Consider the following 18,370-nt stretch of genomic DNA (forward strand, 5'->3'; position numbering starts at 1 on the left):
GGCGGGCAAGCCCGCCGCGCGCAGGAGTTGGCCGGGATCAAATTCGGTCGGTGGCGGTAATGGCGCTGCGGCGCTGTGCGAAATAGGCGCGCGCCTGGTTCGAGTCGCGCTCGATGGCGGCCGTCAGGGTCGGCAGGTCGTCGTATTTCTCTTCGTCGCGCAGCTTTTCAAGGAACTCCACGCGCACCAGCTTGCCGTAGCAGGACTGGGCGAAGTCGAACAGGTGTACCTCCAGCAGCACGCGGCCGCTGTCATCGACGGTGGGACGCACGCCCAGGCTGGCCACGGCCGGCAGCGGCTGTGGCGCCAGGCCATGCACTTGCACGATAAAGATGCCGGACAGGGCGGGGCGGTGCGCCACGCGCAGGTTCAGGGTCGGAAAACCCAGGGTGCGGCCCAGTTTCTGGCCATGGATCACATGGCCGGAAATCGCATACGGGTGGCCCAGCAGCTGCGTGGCCAGGGTGAAGTCGCCATCGGCCAGCGCCAGGCGCACGGCCGAGGACGAGATGCGGGTGCTGCCATTCATCACGGTGGGCAGGGTTTCAACATGAAAACCATGCTCGCGGCCCGCTTCCTGCAGCATGGCCACGTCGCCGGCGCGCCGCGCGCCATAGCAGAAGTCGTCGCCGACCATCAGCCATTTCACATGCAGGCCATCGACCAGCACCTGCTGCGTGAATTCCTGCGGCGTCAATGACGCGAACTGGGCGCTGAAATGCTCGACGATGACCCGGTCGATGCCGGCGTCTTCCAGCGACTGCAGCTTGTCGCGCAGGTTGGCGATGCGCTGTGGCGCTTTCGACAAGTCACCGGCGCGCTGCGCAAAGAACTCGCGCGGATGCGGTTCGAACGTCATCACGGCCGCTTCAATGCCGAGTTCGGTCGCCGCCTCGCGCACGCGCGCCAGCAAGGCTTGATGGCCGATATGGACACCGTCAAAATTGCCGATGGTCAGCGCGCACGGTGCGCGTGCCTGGGCATTGGGAAGTCCGCGAAATACCTTCATGGGAATGGGATGAAAACTGTGCCAAAAGGGGGATTATACGGACTGTTTCAGGGATGCACACCCGGCAGGGCCGGCACAGGGGTAATTTCCCTGCTGAAATGATAAAAAGCGTTGCCGGCAGAGCTGCCGACAACGCTTTTCGAGGATGCTGCAAACTTGCTTATTTATTCATGAGGGTCCAGTAGCGGGCCAGGTCAGCGGCGCCATCGGTGCCCTTGACGGTTTTCAATGCCGTGTTGGCATTGGCTTTCTTGCCGGCGTGGATGTAAGCGATGCCCAGGTGCAGCTTGGCTTCTTCCGGATACTTGGCGGTGCCCAGTTTCACGGCGTCGTTCATCAGGCCCAGGCCCTTGTCGGCCTGGCCGTCGTAGACCAAGGCAAAGCCCAGCTTGCTCAAGCTGTCGGCGTCCTTGTTCTTGACGTATTCGGCTTCCGACTTGGCGGCGTTGGCTTTCAGATCGGCCTGGGTTTTCAGGGCCAGGTCTTTCAGGCGCTGGTGACGGGCGGCATCGGCGCCGGTGCCCAGCACGCCTTTTTTGTAACCCTGGTCGATGATGCTCAAGGCTTCACCCGGATTGGCTGCCTGCAGTGCCAACTGGCTGATTTCCATGTATTCGGATGGCTTGGTGAACAGGCCGTTGGCCAGGCGCAGGCGCTGCACGTCCAGGCCCAGGCGCTGCGAGAAACCCGGTTTGCCCGATACGCGGTTCAGCAGGTCGGCCCAGTAGCTCGCTTTCGGATAGCTGGCAGCCAGTTTTTCCAGGGTCGACACATAGCCGGCCTTGTCACCTTGTTTCAGCTGGATATTGGCCAGCATTTGCAGGCTTGCTTCCGAGTTGCCGCCTTTTGCCTGCAGCTCTTTTGCCGCTTCGGCGTAGTTGCCGCTCGAGTAGTAGGCCTGGATCAGGTATTCGCGGGTCTGTGGATCTTCGCGGTCTTTCAGCGAGCGCTTGAACCAGGTAATGGCGTTCGGCCAGTCCTTGGCGCGGTAGTACATGCCGGCCAGGCCTTGCGTGAATTTCGGTGCTTCGGCGGCGCTCAGGCGGCCGGAATTGATGACGGCTTCAAAAGCCTTGATGGCGGCGCCGTTATCGCCGGCGCCAGCGGCGGCCGAGGCGCGCACGCGTTCGATCTGGTAGCTCTCAAAGGCGGTCTTGCCGCTGACGTTGTCAGCTTCGCGCAGCTTGGCCAACGCTTCCTTGTTTTTGCCGGCGCTCGTGAGTCGTTGTGCTTCTTGCAGTGGCTTGCCCACTTCGGCGCGCACGGTGTCGGCGGCATATGCGAGCGAACCCAGGCCGATGACGGGAGTTGCTGCGGTAAAACCGATAGCGGCCATGACGAGGCCGAGATGAGCGAGACGAAACTTGGACATGAGAAAGTCTTTCTGTAAAAAGCGAATAGGCAGGATGGCCTGCCTATTCGGATGTAAAGAGAACCTGATTGCTGTAGCTTACTGGAATTGCTCGTTACCGACCAGACCGATTTTAGTCACGCCCAGACGCTGCGCCGTTGCCATGACACCGGCGACGACCTTGTATTCCACCAGCTTGTTCGGACGCAGATGCACTTCCGGCTGGTCTGCTTGCGCAGCAACGTTGTTCAGCTTGACTTCCAGTGAGGCACGGTCAGGAACGACCTGATTGTCCCACAAGATGGTGCCGTCAAAATCGACATCGATCGTGACGACCACTGGTTCCGTAGTCGGTGGCGGCGGGGTGCCGACCGGCATGTTCAGGTTCACCGAGTGGTTTTGTTTTGGAATCGTAATGATCAACATGATAATCAGCACCAACATCACATCGATGAGGGGCGTCATGTTCAGTTCCATCATTGGTTCCGGATCCGCGCCTGCTGCGCTTCCCGAACCGACATTCATACTCATAGTGTTTCCTTTAAGAAGTCCAACGAAGCACCGGGCGCAACTGCCGCCCGGCAAGCTCCTGACTGAAGCGCCCCGTTATCGCCAGGACGCTGCAATCAGTCGCTATCAGCTCTTGTCAGGTGGTTCGGTGATGAAGCCGACCTTCTGAATCCCGGCACGTTGGGTCGTGAAGATCACTCGGCCGATCGATTCGTAGCGTGCTTCCTGGTCGCCACGAACGTGTACTTCCGGCTGAGGTAGTTTCACTGCTTCAACTTTAAGATAATCGAACAGTTCGTTCGTGTCTTTCAGTCTGGTCTGGCCCAGGTAAATCTCGCCGTCCTTGTTAACCACGATGTTAACGTTTTGCGGCTTGCTTTGAAGGGCTTGGTTGGCCTCAATCGGCAGATCGATTTTCTGCAGCTTGAGAACAACCGGACTGGTGATCAAGAAAATGATCAGCAAAACCAACATGATGTCGACGAGCGGCGTCGTGTTGATTTCTGACATTACTTGATCTTCATCTCCGCTGTCGGAGCCGACGGACATCGACATGATTCTTATCCGATCTTTTTAGCGCCGGCAGCACGGCCAGCTTCGCTGGTCGACATGGCGCCGGAAACCAGAACCGAGTGTACGTCGGCGCTGAACGAGCGGATGTCTTCCATAGCGGTTTTGTTACGACGAACCAACCAGTTGTAACCCAGAACGGCAGGCACGGCGACCAGCAGACCAAACGCGGTCATGATCAGTGCTTCACCAACTGGACCTGCAACTTTGTCGATCGAGGCGTTACCGGTCATGCCGATGGCGGTCAGCGCGCCGTAGATACCCCAAACGGTACCGAACAGACCGATGAACGGTGCGGTCGAACCAACGGTTGCCAGGAACGACAGGCCATCTTGCAGACGCGACTGGACTTTGTCCGAAGCGCGCTGGATCGACATCGTCACCCAGGTCGACAGATCGATTTGTTCCAGCAGGGCGCCGTCGTGGTGAGCGGTTGCCTTGGTGCCCGATTCAGCGATGAAGCGGAATGGCGAGCCTTCGGCCAGGGTAGCCGAACCGGCAGCGATCGAAGGTGCTTTCCAGAATTTGGCAGCGGTTTCTTTCGCTTGCTTGAAGATCTTCATCTGATCCAGCAGTTTGGTGATGATGATGTACCAGCTGCCGATCGACATGATGGCCAGGATGATCAGGGTGGCGCGTGGCACGAAGCCGCCGTCCCACACAGCCGACAGGCCGAACGGGTTGTGCACTTCTTCGGTTTTTGGAGCGGCTGCATCAGCGGCTGGAGCGGCTGCATCGGCTGCTGGTGCTGCTGCGTCAGCAGCTGGTGCTGGTGCTGCTGCAGCGTCTGCCGCAGGCGCCGTGGCTGCTGCCGAAGCTGGCGCGTCCGCGAATGCTGGAGCTGCTACCAGGGCGGTAGTAGCGGTAACGGACAACAGAACCGCGGCAAAAAATGCGGACAAACGGGTATTCTTAAACATGCTTCCTCCAAAATTAAAAATAACAGATCGCTGAACGTGATGACAACGAAATCATGGTGTGAGACAGCGGGTAGCTGTCTCGGGTTTTAATCCAGCGACCAAACGTATTGCATTTGCTGCCAGCCTTGTTCCGGCTTGCCGTCCACCGTTGCTGGCTTGAACGTGCAGCGGCTGATGCCTGTTACTGCGGCTTTGTCCAGATCGCGGAAGCCGCTCGACTTCACGATCTTCGAATCGGCGACCTTGCCATCGACGCCAATCAGGAACGACAGTGTCACGACACCGGTTTCCTCATTGCGCTGCGACGACTTCGGATAAGCCGGCTTCTCGCAGACGCTGAAGTCAACCACCGCTGCGGTACGCACCGATTTGGCTGGTCCAGGAGGAGCGGCTGGCGCAGGCTGTGCAGGCGGCGCTGGCGGTGCCAGTACATTGGTGGCTGGCTTCACCTGGGTGGTGTTGGCAATCACGTTCTGTGGCGGCGGCGGCTGCTGCACGTTCACCTCGACTGGCGGAATGAATGGCGGCGGTGGCGCTTTCATTTCTGGCGGCGGTGGTGGCGGTGGAAGATCCTTCGGTGGAGGCGGTTTCACTTCCTCGATAATCTTGGTTTCAACCGGGTCCATCATTTTGGTGACCAAGCGCTTGCCCAAGCCCGTCGCAATCCCGTAAGCCGCGAGAACGTGCAGCAGGACAACGATCGTGATGCCTGTGTAGTTCTTGGGACTTTTCTCGTTCGAAAAATTCATGCCTGCTTTCTCCAAATACCATCTCTTGTCTTGCAACTGAACCCCAAAATGACGACACAAAGCTCCAGCCGTATCCGGGACGTCGCCGAATTATACATACGAATTCTTTATTTTACACAGATTTTTAACGCCTAAAACCGGTTAAATTTTCCCACCTTTTGCGCCCTGAAAACGTACTTGCTTATGCCATCTTTGCACGCTTTCGGACATAAAAAAAGGCGGTCTTATCGGTTTTCTACAGCCGTTTGGGCCTACCACGGCTAAGTTCTCCCATGTGTCGATATGGCAGAATTATATTTTGCGTTATTGAATATGGAAACCGCTAAATTTGGATCAAATTCTTTCTTCGGAGTAACTTTTTACTCCTGAACCAGACCACTTTACCTTATCGCTGCACCAGGGCGGTGCGAATCGGCCTCGCCCAGGGCAAATTGGCGTGCCAATACGGCGGTTTTCGAGGCCGCCAGGCCATACGGAATTGTGATGTAGCCATAGCGCGCGCTTATCTTTATACCCAAATCGTGTTACGGGCGCATGACGGCATCGTCGCGGCGGTTGCGTTTTTCACGCCGGCAATTCAGCGTGCCCAGCACCATGCCCTGCGGATCGACCGTATCGAGATGCACGTCGAAGCCCCACAGGCGCGCCACGTGTTTCAATACCTCCGTTGCCTGCTGGTTCAGGGGGCGGCGCAGGAATTGCGTGTGGCGCAAGGTCAGGGCGCGGTCGTCGCGCGTGTTGACCGACCACACCTGGATATTCGGTTCGCGGTTGCCCAGGTTGTATTGCTCGGCCAGCTGCTGGCGCACATAGCGGTAGCCGGCCTCGTCGTGGATGGCGGAGATGGCCAGCTTTTCATTCTTGTCGTCGTCGAGCACGGCAAAGAAGTGGAACTCGCGGATCAGGCGCGGCGACAGGTATTGGGCAATGAAGCTTTCATCCTTGAAATTGCGCATGGCAAAGTCCAGGCTCTTGCGCCAATCGCTGCCGGCCAGGTCGGGAAACCAGGCGCGGTCTTCGTCGGTCGGATGCTCGCAGATGCGGCGGATGTCGCTCATCATGGCAAAGCCCAGCGCATACGGATTGATGCCGCTGTAATACGGGCTGTCGATCGGCGGCTGGTACACCACGTTGGTATGGCTTTTCAGGAACTCCATCATGAAGCCGTCGCCGACCACGCCTTCGTCATACAGCTGGTTCAGGATGGTGTAGTGCCAGAAGGTGGCCCAGCCTTCGTTCATCACCTGGGTCTGGCGTTGCGGATAGAAGTACTGGGAAATCTTGCGCACGATGCGCACCATCTCGCGCTGCCACGGTTCCAGCAGCGGCGCGTACTTCTCGATAAAGTACAGCAGGTTTTCCTCGGGCTCGGGCGGGAAGCGCGGCGCGGCCTTGCGCTGCTCGTCCTCGTCGTCCTCTTCGTCGCGGCGCGGCAGGGTGCGCCACAGCTGGTTGATCTGCGACTGCACGTATTCTTCGCGTTCTTTCTGGCGCGCATATTCTTTCGCCATCGACAGCTTGGCCGGGCGCTTGTAGCGGTCCACGCCATAGTTCTGGATCGCATGGCAGGAGTCGAGCAGCAATTCCACCGCGTCCACGCCATGGCGCTGTTCGCATTCGGCAATGTAGTTCTTGGCAAACACCATGTAATCGATGATGGCGTCCGCATCGGTCCAGGCGCGGAACAGGTAATTGCCCTTGAAGAAGGAATTGTGGCCATAGGCCGCGTGCGCGATCACCAGCGACTGCATGGTCAGGCTGTTTTCCTCCATCAGGTAGGCGATGCACGGGTTCGAGTTGATGACGATCTCGTAGGCCAGGCCCATCTGGCCGCGCTTGTAGCTCTTCTCGGTCGACAGAAAATGCTTGCCGAACGACCAGTGGTTGTACGACACCGGCATGCCGACCGAGGTGTAGGCATCCATCATCTGCTCGGCCGTGATCACTTCCAGCTGGTTGGGATAGGTGTCCAGGCCGAACTGTTTGGCCACGCGCCGGATTTCCTCGTGGATCTGCTCGATCAGTTCAAACGTCCATTCGGATTGTTCGGGCAGGGCGTTCGGGTGGCGGAGGCGGACGAAGGGTTCGGCATGCGGGGTGGCGGCGCTGGTCATCATTTCACCTGTTTCTTGAACAGTTCGCGGAAGACCGGATAGATATCGGCCGGCGTGACGATCTTTTGCATGGCGAAATGGGCGTGGTGGTCGAGCACGCCCGCATATTGTTCCCACAGGTTCTGCTGCGGGCCGTCGGTGATTTCGACGTAGGTGTAGTACTGCACCTTGGGCATGATGGTGTTGATCAGCAACTGGCGGCACAGCACGGAATCGTTGTCCCAGTTGTCGCCGTCCGACGCCTGCGCCACATAGCTGTTCCACTGGCCGCCGCCGTAGCGCTCTTCTATTATAGTGTTGAGCAAATTGAGGGCCGACGACACCACCGTGCCGCCCGATTCGCGCGAGTTGAAGAAATCGTGCTCGTCGACCTCGGACGCGGCCGTATGGTGGCGGATAAAGACCACGTCGATCTTGTCGTAGGCGCGCTTGAGGAACAGATACAGCAGGATGAAAAAGCGCTTGGCCGTATCCTTGCGCGATTCATCCATCGAGCCCGAGACGTCCATGATGCAGAACATCACCGCCTGCGTCATCGGCTTGGGCACCTTGATGCGGTTGCTGTAGCGCAGGTCGAACGGGTCGATAAAGGGAATCGCCAGCAGGCGCGTGTGCAGGTGGTGGATCAGCCGGCGCAATTCGATCACGTCGCCGTCTTCCTCCGACACGCCGTCCTGGAGCATCTGCGCCAGCTGTTCCTCGGCCAGCGCCAGCTGCTTGCGCGAGCCGCCGCCGACGGCGATGCGCCGGCCCAGTGCGCCGCGCAGCGAGCGCAGCACATGAATATTCGATGGCGTGCCCGACATATTGTAGCCGGCGCGCTGGTTCTTCAATTCGGTGGTGGCCGTCAGCTGGGTCTTCACCATGTGCGGCAATTCCAGGTCTTCAAAGAAGAAGTTCATGAATTCTTCGCGCGACAGCTCGAAGATGAAATCGTCTTCGCTGGTCTCCTCGCTGTTGCCGGCCTTGCCGCGGCCACTGCCGCCGCCGCCCTTGGGCCGGGCGATCTGGTCGCCCTTCAGGTATTCCTTGTTGCCGGGATTGACGACTTCCCACACGCCGCCATGCGCGTGGCCAAACGCCGGTTCGCCCACGTCCTTGACGGGGATGGTGACCTTTTCGCCATTCTCGACATCCGTGATCGAGCGCCCCTTGATGGCGCGCCCCACGGCATCCTTGATCTGGCCCTTGTAGCGCCGCAAGAAACGCTCGCGGTTGACGGCGGACTTGTTCTTGCTTTGCAAGCGCCTGTCGATGAGGTAAGTCAAAGCGTGCCTCCTTCACTTGTCTTGCGCGCCGGGCCGAAGCCGGCGCGCCCCGCTGCCGCTAGGACGACTTGCGTACGCGCAAGTACCACTCGCATAACAGGCGGACCTGCTTGGCCGTATAGCCTTTTTCCACCATGCGTGCCACGAAGTCGGCGTGCTTGTTGGCATCGTCGGCGCTGGCCTTGGCATTGAATGAGATCACCGGCAGCAAGTCTTCCGTATTCGAGAACATTTTCTTTTCGATCACGGTGCGGAATTTTTCGTAGCTGGTCCAGGCCGGATTCTTGCCGCCGTTCGAGGCGCGCGCCCGCAAGCCGAAATTGACGATCTCATTGCGGAAATCCTTGGGATTCGAAATGCCGGCCGGCTTCTCGATCTTTTCCAGCTCGTTGTTCAGCGATTCGCGGTCGAAACTTTCGCCGGTGTCCGGATCGCGGTATTCCTGGTCCTGTATCCAGAAGTCGGCGAAGGTCACATAGCGGTCGAAGATGTTCTGGCCGTATTCGGAATAGCTTTCCAGGTAGGCCGTCTGGATTTCCTTGCCGATGAATTCCACGTAGCGCTGCGCCAGGTGTTCTTTAATATACGAGAAGTAGCGCTGTTCCAGCTCCGACGAAAACTGTTCGCGTTCGACCTGCTGCTCCAGCACATATAAGAGGTGCACCGGATTGGCCGCCACTTCGGAATTGTCGAAGTTGAAGACTTTTGAGAGGATCTTGAAGGCGAAGCGCGTCGACAAGCCGTTCATGCCTTCGTCGACGCCGGCATAGTCGACATACTCGTGCATCGACTTGGCCTTCGGGTCGGTATCCTTGAGGTTCTCGCCGTCGTACACCAGCATCTTGGAAAAGATGCTGGAATTCTCGGGGTCTTTCAGGCGCGACAGGATGGCGAACTGCGCCATCATGCGCAGGGTGCCGGGTGCGCACGGCGCTTTTTCCAGCGAGGAATTGGCCACCAGCTTGTCGTAGATCTTGATTTCGTCGGACACGCGCAGGCAGTACGGCACCTTGACGATATAGATACGGTCGAGGAAGGCCTCGTTGTTGCGGTTGTTTTTGAATGTCTTCCATTCCGATTCGTTCGAGTGCGCCAGGATGATGCCGTCGAACGGTATTGCGCCAAAGCCCTCGGTGCCCTTGTAATTGCCCTCTTGGGTGGCGGTCAGCAGGGGGTGCAGCACCTTGATCGGCGCCTTGAACATCTCGACGAACTCCATCAGGCCCTGGTTGGCCAGGCACAGGCCGCCCGAATAGCTGTAGGCGTCCGGGTCGTCCTGGGCATAGTCTTCCAGCTTGCGGATATCGACCTTGCCGACCAGCGAGGAAATATCCTGGTTGTTCTCGTCGCCCGGTTCGGTCTTCGAGATGGCGATCTGTTTCAGCACCGATGGATAACGCTTGACGACGCGGAACTGGTTGATGTCGCCATTGAATTCATGCAGGCGCTTGACGGCCCACGGGCTGGGGATATTGCGCAGGTAGCGGCGCGGAATGCCGTAGTCTTCCTCGAGGATGGTGCCGTCCTCTTCCTCGTTGAACAGGCCCAGCGGCGACTCGTTGACGGGCGAGCCTTTCAGGCAATAGAAGGGCACGTGTTCCATCAGCGACTTGAGCTTTTCGGCGATCGACGATTTGCCGCCGCCGACCGGTCCCAGCAAGTACAGGATCTGCTTGCGCTCTTCCAGGCCTTGCGCGGCGTGGCGGAAATACGAGACCACCTGCTCGATCACTTCCTCGGTGCCGTAGAAGTCGCGGAAGGCGGGGTAGATCTTGATCACCTTGTTGGCGAAGATGCGCGACAGCCGCGTGTCGTTGCGCGTGTCGATCAGTTGCGGCTCGCCGATGGCCGCCAGCATGCGTTCGGGCGCGCTGGCGTAGGTCAGCTTGTCCTTCTTGCACAGGGCCAGGTATTCGGTGAGCGACATTTCCTCTTCACGGGTGCGCTCGTAGCGTGCTGCGTAGTTATCAAAAATGGTCATGTTCAATGTCCTTTAATGTAAAACCAATCTGCCAGTCACCATGTCAGCCGGCCCGGCAGTCGCCCCGGCTCGCTGCTTGCATATTCATTACCCCGTGTTCGATTGTTATTGTTGTTCAAGCCCGGCTGTCTTTGCCAGTCCGGATTGCCCGGACCAAAAAACTGGCGCTTGATGCCATATGCTGACGTGGCCAGCTGGCTTATTTTCATGTGCTGATAGCGCTTGATGCACCTACCTTTTCCCCATGAAATTAATTATTGCTCTAAAGGATCAGGAAGTCAAAAGATAAGTCGTAATATCTTTAATACTTGTTTGTAAATTGTTGATTTAATTGAATAAAATCAAAAAAACCACAGCCATTTTACTCAACTTTCCCGCCCTTTTACGATCATCATACGACAATTCAAGCACATGCGCCGACCGGGTCACGGCGGCGGCGCCGGTGGCCCGCGCCATCTTGCGATAAACTGCGTGCATGTTTGATGACGCAGCGCCGCGACCCCGCTCCACGGCGCGCCTGCGCCAGCATTTTTTCTTCGTCCCCCTACAAGGAACACCTCATGATGAACGAGCCATTGCGCGCGATCGTACGCGGCATGCCCAAAGCCGAACTGCATATCCATATCGAAGGCTCGCTGGAGCCCGAACTGATTTTCGCACTGGCCGAACGCAACGGCGTGCCGCTGGGCTATGAATCCGTGGAACACTTGCGCAGCGCCTATGCCTTTACGGATTTGCAGTCTTTTCTCGATATTTATTACGCCGGCGCAAGCGTGCTGTTGAAAGAGCAGGATTTCTACGACATGACGCAGGCGTATCTGCTGCGCGCCGAGGCGGACAATGTCTTGCACACGGAAATTTTCTTCGATCCGCAAACGCATACGGCGCGCGGCGTGGCCATCGCCGACGTGATCAGCGGCATCCACCGCGCCTGCCAGGACAGCCCCGTCAGCGCCAGCCTGATCCTGTGCTTTTTGCGCCATCTGAGCGAAAAGGAAGCGTTCGAAACCCTCGAAGACGCGCTGCCCTACCGCGACAAGTTCATCGGCATCGGCCTCGATTCGTCGGAAGTGGGCAATCCGCCCGAAAAATTCTCGCGCGTGTTTGCGCGCGGCCGCGAACTGGGCCTGCACCTGGTGGCGCATGCTGGCGAAGAAGGCCCGCCGGCGTATATCCGCACCGCGCTCGATGACTTGAAAGTTGAGCGCATCGACCATGGCGTGCGCTGCCTGGAAGACGCGGAACTGACGGCGCGCCTGGCGCGCGAGCAGATCGCGCTGACCGTCTGCCCGCTGTCGAACACCAAGCTGCGCGTGTTCGACCAGATGCACGACCATAACCTGGCCGAGCTGCTGGCGGCCGGCCTGCTGGTCACCGTCAATTCGGACGACCCGGCGTATTTCGGCGGCTACATGAACGACAACTTCGACGCCATCTTCGACGCGCTGCCTTTGGGCCTGGCGCATGCGCAGCAACTGGCGCGCAACGGCTTTATTGCCGCCTTTTTGCCGCAGGCGGAAAAGGATGCTTTCCTGGCCACCGTCGATGCGTATTTTGCGCAACACGCGCCACACTAACCTCGCATAAAGACCCGCCGCCATGCTCCGCCTTTCCCTCAACATGACCGGGCGCGACTGGCGCGCCGGGCAATTGCGTTTCCTGCTGATCGCGCTGATCGTGGCCGTCGCCGCGCTGTCGGCGGTGGGCTTTTTTGTCGACCGCTTGCGCTCGGGCCTGAACCGCGACGCGCACCAGCTGCTCGGGGCCGACCTCGTCATCAGCGCCGACCAGCCCGTCAGCGCCGCCTGGCGCGCGGAGGCGCAACGGCGCGGTTTCATGCTGGCCGACACGGTGACGTTTCCCAGCATGGCGCAGGCCGGCGAGGGCGAGCAGTCGCTGTCGCAACTCGCTTCCATCAAGGCGGTATCCAACGGCTACCCGCAGCGCGGCAGGCTGAAGATCACCACCAGTAGCAGCGAAGCGCTGGACGCCGTCGGTAAACCCACCAGCGACATCCCTGCGCCCGGCACCTTGTGGGTCGATGCGGCGATCTTGTCCGCACTGAACGCGAAACTGGGCGATACCTTGAAACTGGGCGACAAGCGCTTTACCGTCACCCAGCTGATCGCCAGCGAGCCTGACCGCGGCGCGTCCTTCCTGAACTTTGCGCCGCGCGTGATGCTGCCCCTGGCCGACCTGGCCGCCACCGCGCTGGTGCAAACTGGCTCGCGCGTGTCGTACCGCCTGCTGCTGTCGGCACCGGCCGGCAAATCAGCCGATATCGCCAGCTACCAGGCCTGGGTGGAACAGCAGATCAGCAAGCAGGCCATCAAGGGCGTGCGCGTCGAATCGATCGAATCGGGCAACCCGCAGATGCAATCGACCCTGGACCGCGCCGACCGTTTCCTGTCGCTGGTGGGCCTGCTGTCGGCGATGCTGGCGGCGGTGGCCGTGGCGATGGCGGCGCGCCGCTTCATGCTGCGCCACCTGGATGCCTGCGCCATGCTGCGCTGCCTGGGCCTGACGCAAAACCAGGTCACGGCCATGTATGTGATCGAGTTCCTGATCGTCGGCCTGGTCGGCAGCGTGATCGGCGTGGCGGTCGGCTACGGAGGCCACCTGGTGCTGCTCGAATTGCTGGGCAAGCTGGTGCAAAGCGACCTGCCACCCGTGTCGATGCTGCCGGCCCTGCAGGGCGTGGCCACCGGCATCCTGTTGCTGCTGGGCTTTGCGCTGCCACCGATCTTGCAACTGCGTAATGTGCCGCACAACCGCGTGATCCGCCGCGAACAGGCGCCGCCGCAGGCATTGGCGCTGGCCACCTATGGCCTGGGCATCGCCGCCTTTGTCGTGCTGCTGCTGTGGCAGGCGGGCGACGTGACACTGGCGCTATTGACGGCGGCCGGTTTCCTGGGCGGTTTTGCCCTGTTCGGCCTGGCCGGCTGGCTGGGCCTCAAGTCCCTGAAAAGCCTGCGCGGCCTGGTCAACCATCAAAGCTGGCGCTTTGCCGTGACCTCCCTGCAGCGCCGCCCCGGCGCCACCGTGATCCAGGTGGTGTCGCTGGCGCTGGGGCTGATGGCCCTGCTGCTGCTGACCGTGGTGCGCGGCGACCTGATGGTGGCCTGGCGCGACGCCACGCCGGCCGACGCACCGAACCGTTTCATCATCAATATCTTGCCGGAACAAAAAGAGCCGATTGCCGCGCGCCTGGCGCAGGCCGGCGTGGTCAATGCGCCCCTGTATCCGATGATACGCGGGCGCCTGGTGGCGGTGAACGGCAAGGCGATTACCGACGACACCTACCAGGATGACAGGGCAAAACGCCTGGCCGACCGCGAATTCAATCTGTCGACCATGGCGCGCATGCAAGAGCAAAACAAACTGGTCGCCGGACAATGGTTCAGCGGCAAGCCCGGCGCGCCGGCCGAAGCGTCGGTGGAAGAGGGCATCGCCAAGACGCTCAATTTGAAACTGGGCGACAGCATGCGTTTCGATATCGCCGGCCAGCCGGTGGAGGCGCGCGTGACGAGTTTGCGCAAGCTCGAATGGGGCTCGATGCGCGTCAATTTCTTTGTCATCATTAATCCGGAAGCGATGGCGGACACGCCGCAAACCTGGATCACGGCGTTTCATTTGCCGGCCGCGCACGGCGACCTGGGCAACGCGCTGACGCGTGATTATCCGAATCTGACGGTGGTCGACGTCGGCGGCATTTTGAAGCAGATCCAGGCGGTGCTGGACCAGGTGGTGACGGCGGTCGAATTCCTGTTTGCGTTTACGCTGGCGTCGGGTCTGCTGGTGCTGTATGCCGCGCTGATGGGTTCGCAAGACGAGCGTACCCGCGAGGCGGGCCTGCTGCGCGCCTTGGGCGCCACCCGGCGCCAGCTGGCGCAAGCCCAGCTGATCGAGTTCTCGCTGGTGGGCGCGCTGGCCGGCCTGCTGGCCGCGTCCGGCGCGGCCGCCATGGGCTGGGCGCTGGCCACGTACCAGTTCAAGTTCGCCTGGAGTTTCGCGCCCGGCGTGTGGGTGTTCGGCCTGCTGGCCGGCGCCCTGTGCGCGATCGCCGGCGGCTGGCTGGGCCTGCGCGGTGTCCTGAAACATCCGCCACTGCAAACCCTGCGCGAAAGCTGACCGACAGGCCGGCGATCTCAGGCGGCCAGGCTCTCCCTGCCCTGCGCACGCAGGAACTGCGCATGCGACAGCACCGGCTGGCCCAGCTGGTGCGCCGGCAGGTCGAACAGGGCCCAGTAGTAGGTTTCGTGGCCCGCGCAGACGGTGGGTGCGGCGCAGTAGCGGAACCAGTTTTCGCCGATGCTGGCGCTATACATGCCGTCGCTGTCGGCATCGGAAAAATACGGGATCACGCGCCTTTCCAGCAAGGCCAGCAGCAGCGACTCGGGCGCGTCGCTGTCGCGCGCCATTTCGTATTGCGTATGCAGGCTGCGTTCCGTTTCGATCACCATCAGCCGGGCCTGGCCCTCGCGCGTGAAAAACAGGATGCCACCCGGGTTGGGGAAAATATAGTGTTCGACAAAGCCATGGCGCCGGCACAGTTCCAGCACCACCGCCGCCATCGCCTCGTCCTGCAGGAATTGGTAGTCGTGCAGCACCAGCAGGTCGCGCACCGTGTCGGACTGCTGCAGGAAGAATTCGCGCTGCAGGCCGGCGATTTCGTGTTCCAGGATATCGAGCGCATTGTCGTCGCTCTTCTTGATGTAGCGGTCGATCAGGCCCCGGTTGAAGGCGGTGACCGCCACTTTTTCATCGGCCGCGCCCGTGAACAGAATCTTCTTGCACGGCAGGTCGCGCACGGCCTGGCAAAATTCCAGCCCATTCATCTGCGGCATCGAGTAGTCGACCACCAGCACCGACGGCGTGGCAAAGCGCTGGGGCCGGGCGCTGATGCGCCAGATACGATCGAGGTCGAGCGCCACATTGCATTGGTCGGGCGGCAGGTTCTGCGTGTCGAAGTTGACGTGCAGCGGGGTCTCTCCCTGTTGCGTGCTGTGGCGCAGCCAGTGCAGGGCCGCGCTGGTGTCGTGGAAGGTCTTGCGCGCCAGCGCGGGATCGAGCTGGAAGGCCAGGCTTTTCAGGAAGGAATCGCTGTCGTCGATCAGGACGGTCAGGGTCGGATGGGTGTGGACGGGCAGTATCATGCGTCACCTTGCTCGGTGGGGGGAGGGAAAACGGCTGGGCACGGGTTGCGCAAATTCCAGCACGAAGATGGCATAGGCGCCGTCGCGCGACACGCAACTGATGCGCGCCTGCCAGGCTTGCAGGATCTGCCGGCACAGGGCCAGGCCGATGCCGCTGCCGTTGTGCGCGGGATAGGAATAGAAACGGTCGAAGATCAGCGGCAGGCGGCTGGCGGCAATGCCGCAGCCGGTGTCGATGAACAGCAGACGCGGCACGGCCCGCTTGCCGTCGATGACGATGCGCACGCGGCCCTTGCCGGCGCGCTGGATCGCTTTCAGGGCGTTGCGCAGCAGGTTCAGCAGGATCACCACGCACAGCTCCGCCTGGCCTGGAAAATGGAAATCGGCGCGCAGGTCGACCGTGACGAGGGCGCGCTGGGCCGCGCTGACAAAGGGGTAGCGCTTGAGCACGGCCGTCACGGTGTCGTGCATGCCGACCGATTCTTTCGCTTCGAGCCGGCTGCTGACGGCGCTGGCGCTGAGCAGGAACAGGTCGATCATGTGGTGCATATGGCGTACTTCGAACTGGATGCGCGCCAGCGCGTCCTGGCAGGCGGCGGCGCCCTCGGCATCGGCGCTGGCATCGGTATCGGTACGGCGCGGCAGCAGACGCTGCAGGCCGCGCACATTGGCCTCGACGCTGACCAGCGGCGTGCGCAGCTCGTGCGCCACGCTGCCCAGGCCCGCGGCCAGGCCGGCCAGCTTTTGCTGCGTCCCCACATGGCGGCTGACCTTGACCAGCGACAGCACGACGATGGTAAACCAGTGTACGGGCAGTTGCTGCATTACCTGCCTGTCGAGCAGGAAACCCGGATCGCCCAGCACGGCAAACACCGCGCAGGCCAGCAGCGTGCCGCTCAGGTAAGCCAGCGCGGCGATGCGCGTATCGAAGTGGAACAGCACCACCAGCGCCACCAGCAGCGAGTGCAGCCACAAGGTCGACGCATGGTTCATCAAAAACATCAGGGTAAAGAAAAACGGCAGTTCGAAGGTCAGGCCGGCGAACAGGTAGACGCTGAACCAGGTATTGCTGAAGCGGTGAGGAAACAGGGCCGGCAGGAACATCAGCGCGGCCATCACGCGCAAGGCCGGCGATTCGTATTCCTGCGGGAAATGGTAATGCCACAAGGTGTAGTACAGGGGCATGCCGAGCGCGCCGCAAAAGGCCAGCAGGCGCACTTGGGCGCGCCGCGCCGGCATATGTTCGATGGCGTCATGGAAATGCAGAAAAGGCTGGAGCAGCCGGCCTTGCCATGGTTTTCCAGCGGAGGACTGCGCATGCGTCATGGTATGGGGCCGTGTTTACTTGTGGTAGATCAATACCATATGATCAGGCCGTTTCCAGCTGAACAGATCGCTATCTGGAGCGGTGTTGAGATGTATCAAACTCATATGAAATGGCTCGCGCATGTTGGATGCAGTAGTTCCCATTCCAACTTTTCAAGGAGTCATCATGTCGCCAGCCCTTTCCTCCCTCTCCACCGTCGCTGCCACCACGGCCGAACAGCAGATGCCGGCCTTTGTCCGCGCGCGCATGGACGAACACTATGTGGAGCGCATCGAAAAGCTGCTCGGTGGCGAGCACTTGCACCAGTGGGTAGCCATGCCGGCCGATGTGGTCATGCTCGCCGGCAATGATTATCTGAATATCGCCGGCGAACCGGCCTTGCTGGCGGCGCAGGCGAGGGTGCTGCAAGGGGGCGGCGCGATGCTGATGTCGTCCGTCTTCCTGCAGGAAGGCAGCCGCCAGCACCGCCTGGAGGACAAGCTGGCCGATTTCCTCGGCAGCGAAGCGTGCGTGCTGGCGCAGTCGGGCTGGGCCGCCAACGTCGGCCTGCTGCAAAGCCTGGCCGGCCCCGGCATCCCCGTCTATCTCGACATGCAGGCCCATGCGTCGCTGTGGGAGGGCGTGCAGTCCGCGCAGGCGGTGGCCGTGCCGTTCCTGCATAACGACTGCGCCCATCTGCGCCGCCAGCTGGAGCGCCATGGTCCGGGCATCATCGTGGTCGACGCGCTGTACAGCACCAATGGCAGCGTGGCGCCGCTGCTGGAGATGGTGGAGCTGGCGGAAAGCAGCGGCAGCATGCTGATCGTCGACGAATCGCATTCGCTGGGCACGCATGGACCTGAAGGAGCGGGCCTGGTGGCCGGACTGGGGCTGGCCCACCGCGTCCATTTTCGTACCGCCTCGCTGGCCAAGGCGTTTGCCGGGCGCGCCGGGTTGATCACCTGCTCGTCGCACTTCAAGGGCTATTTCCTGTCCGCCTCGCGCCCGGCCATTTTCAGCTCCTGCCTGCTCGAGCACGAGCTGGCATGGTTCGACGCCGCACTCGATTTCATCCGCGCCGCCGATGACCGGCGCGCCGCGCTGCGCCAGCACAGCCTGCATCTGCGCCAGGGCCTGCTGGAACTGGGCTACAACGTCAGCGACGGCACGGAACAGATCATCGCGCTCGAAGCGGGCAGCGAGCCGGACACCCTGGTGCTGCGCAAGGCGCTGGAACGGCATGGCATCTACGGCGCCGTGTTTTGCGCACCGGCCACGCCGAAAAACCGCGCGCTGGTGCGCCTGACCTTGAATGCCCTGCTGCGCCAGGACGAGGCGCAGCGCCTGCTCGACGCCTGCGCGGCGATCCGTGACGAAGTGGGCCTGGCGCGCTGGCCGTCGACGCGGCGCTTGCGCAAGCTGGCGCTGGTGTAAGC

General features: G+C 61.0%; 14 protein-coding genes. 3 read left to right on the forward strand and 11 right to left on the reverse strand.

What is annotated here, in order from left to right; all coding sequences use genetic code 11:
• Positions 1-37 precede the first annotated feature (37 nt).
• From Q8L25_RS11035 to Q8L25_RS11075, 9 genes are all read right to left on the reverse strand, one after another.
• Complete coding sequence (locus Q8L25_RS11035) at positions 38-1,009, reverse strand: bifunctional riboflavin kinase/FAD synthetase (RefSeq protein WP_308924862.1); 972 nt, start codon at positions 1,007-1,009, stop codon at positions 38-40.
• A 160-nt stretch (positions 1,010-1,169) separates the two neighbouring features.
• Complete coding sequence (locus tag Q8L25_RS11040; protein WP_308924863.1) at positions 1,170-2,381, reverse strand: tetratricopeptide repeat protein; 1,212 nt, start codon at positions 2,379-2,381, stop codon at positions 1,170-1,172.
• Between the two features lie 78 nt (positions 2,382-2,459).
• The gene (locus Q8L25_RS11045; protein ID WP_308924864.1) at positions 2,460-2,891 is read right to left on the reverse strand and encodes a biopolymer transporter ExbD; all 432 of its coding nucleotides are present in this window, start codon (positions 2,889-2,891) and stop codon (positions 2,460-2,462) included.
• A gap of 105 nt (positions 2,892-2,996) precedes the next feature.
• Complete coding sequence (locus Q8L25_RS11050) at positions 2,997-3,425, reverse strand: biopolymer transporter ExbD (RefSeq protein ID WP_308924865.1); 429 nt, start codon at positions 3,423-3,425, stop codon at positions 2,997-2,999.
• 5 nt (positions 3,426-3,430) lie between these two features.
• Entirely contained in the window at positions 3,431-4,360 is a 930-nt protein-coding gene (locus tag Q8L25_RS11055; protein WP_308924866.1) for a MotA/TolQ/ExbB proton channel family protein, read from the reverse strand.
• An 86-nt stretch (positions 4,361-4,446) separates the two neighbouring features.
• Positions 4,447-5,109 carry an energy transducer TonB gene (locus Q8L25_RS11060; RefSeq protein ID WP_308924867.1) on the reverse strand — a complete coding sequence of 221 codons (663 nt, stop codon included), beginning with the start codon at positions 5,107-5,109 and terminating at the stop codon, positions 4,447-4,449.
• Between the two features lie 524 nt (positions 5,110-5,633).
• The gene (locus Q8L25_RS11065; protein WP_308925701.1) at positions 5,634-7,223 is read right to left on the reverse strand and encodes a SpoVR family protein; all 1,590 of its coding nucleotides are present in this window, start codon (positions 7,221-7,223) and stop codon (positions 5,634-5,636) included.
• On the reverse strand, positions 7,223-8,491 hold the full coding sequence (locus tag Q8L25_RS11070) for a YeaH/YhbH family protein (RefSeq protein WP_308924868.1): 1,269 nt from the start codon (positions 8,489-8,491) through the stop codon (positions 7,223-7,225). Before Q8L25_RS11070 ends, Q8L25_RS11065 begins: the two co-directional genes overlap by 1 nt.
• Positions 8,492-8,549: 58 nt before the next feature.
• Positions 8,550-10,472, reverse strand: coding sequence for a PrkA family serine protein kinase (locus Q8L25_RS11075; protein ID WP_094441608.1), 1,923 nt, complete (start codon positions 10,470-10,472; stop codon positions 8,550-8,552).
• A 560-nt stretch (positions 10,473-11,032) separates the two neighbouring features.
• On the opposite strand from Q8L25_RS11075, the gene Q8L25_RS11080 reads away from it, so the two are divergent.
• Positions 11,033-12,049, forward strand: coding sequence for an adenosine deaminase (locus Q8L25_RS11080; RefSeq protein ID WP_308924869.1), 1,017 nt, complete (start codon positions 11,033-11,035; stop codon positions 12,047-12,049).
• 22 nt (positions 12,050-12,071) lie between these two features.
• Positions 12,072-14,603 carry an FtsX-like permease family protein gene (locus tag Q8L25_RS11085; protein WP_308924870.1) on the forward strand — a complete coding sequence of 844 codons (2,532 nt, stop codon included), beginning with the start codon at positions 12,072-12,074 and terminating at the stop codon, positions 14,601-14,603.
• Between the two features lie 17 nt (positions 14,604-14,620).
• On the opposite strand, the gene Q8L25_RS11090 is transcribed toward Q8L25_RS11085, so the two are convergent.
• Together Q8L25_RS11090 and Q8L25_RS11095 are read right to left on the reverse strand one after the other, a co-directional pair.
• Entirely contained in the window at positions 14,621-15,628 is a 1,008-nt protein-coding gene (locus Q8L25_RS11090) for a response regulator (RefSeq protein WP_308924871.1), read from the reverse strand.
• Positions 15,629-15,631: 3 nt separating this feature from the next.
• Positions 15,632-16,954, reverse strand: coding sequence for a HAMP domain-containing sensor histidine kinase (locus Q8L25_RS11095; RefSeq protein ID WP_308924872.1), 1,323 nt, complete (start codon positions 16,952-16,954; stop codon positions 15,632-15,634).
• Positions 16,955-17,120: 166 nt separating this feature from the next.
• On the opposite strand from Q8L25_RS11095, the gene cqsA reads away from it, so the two are divergent.
• Entirely contained in the window at positions 17,121-18,368 is a 1,248-nt protein-coding gene (cqsA, locus tag Q8L25_RS11100) for an alpha-hydroxyketone-type quorum-sensing autoinducer synthase (protein ID WP_308924873.1), read from the forward strand.
• The last annotated feature ends 2 nt before the right edge of the window (positions 18,369-18,370 follow it).

Origin of the sequence: Janthinobacterium sp. J1-1 (genome assembly GCF_030944405.1) — a bacterium.
Lineage (GTDB): Bacteria > Pseudomonadota > Gammaproteobacteria > Burkholderiales > Burkholderiaceae_D > Janthinobacterium.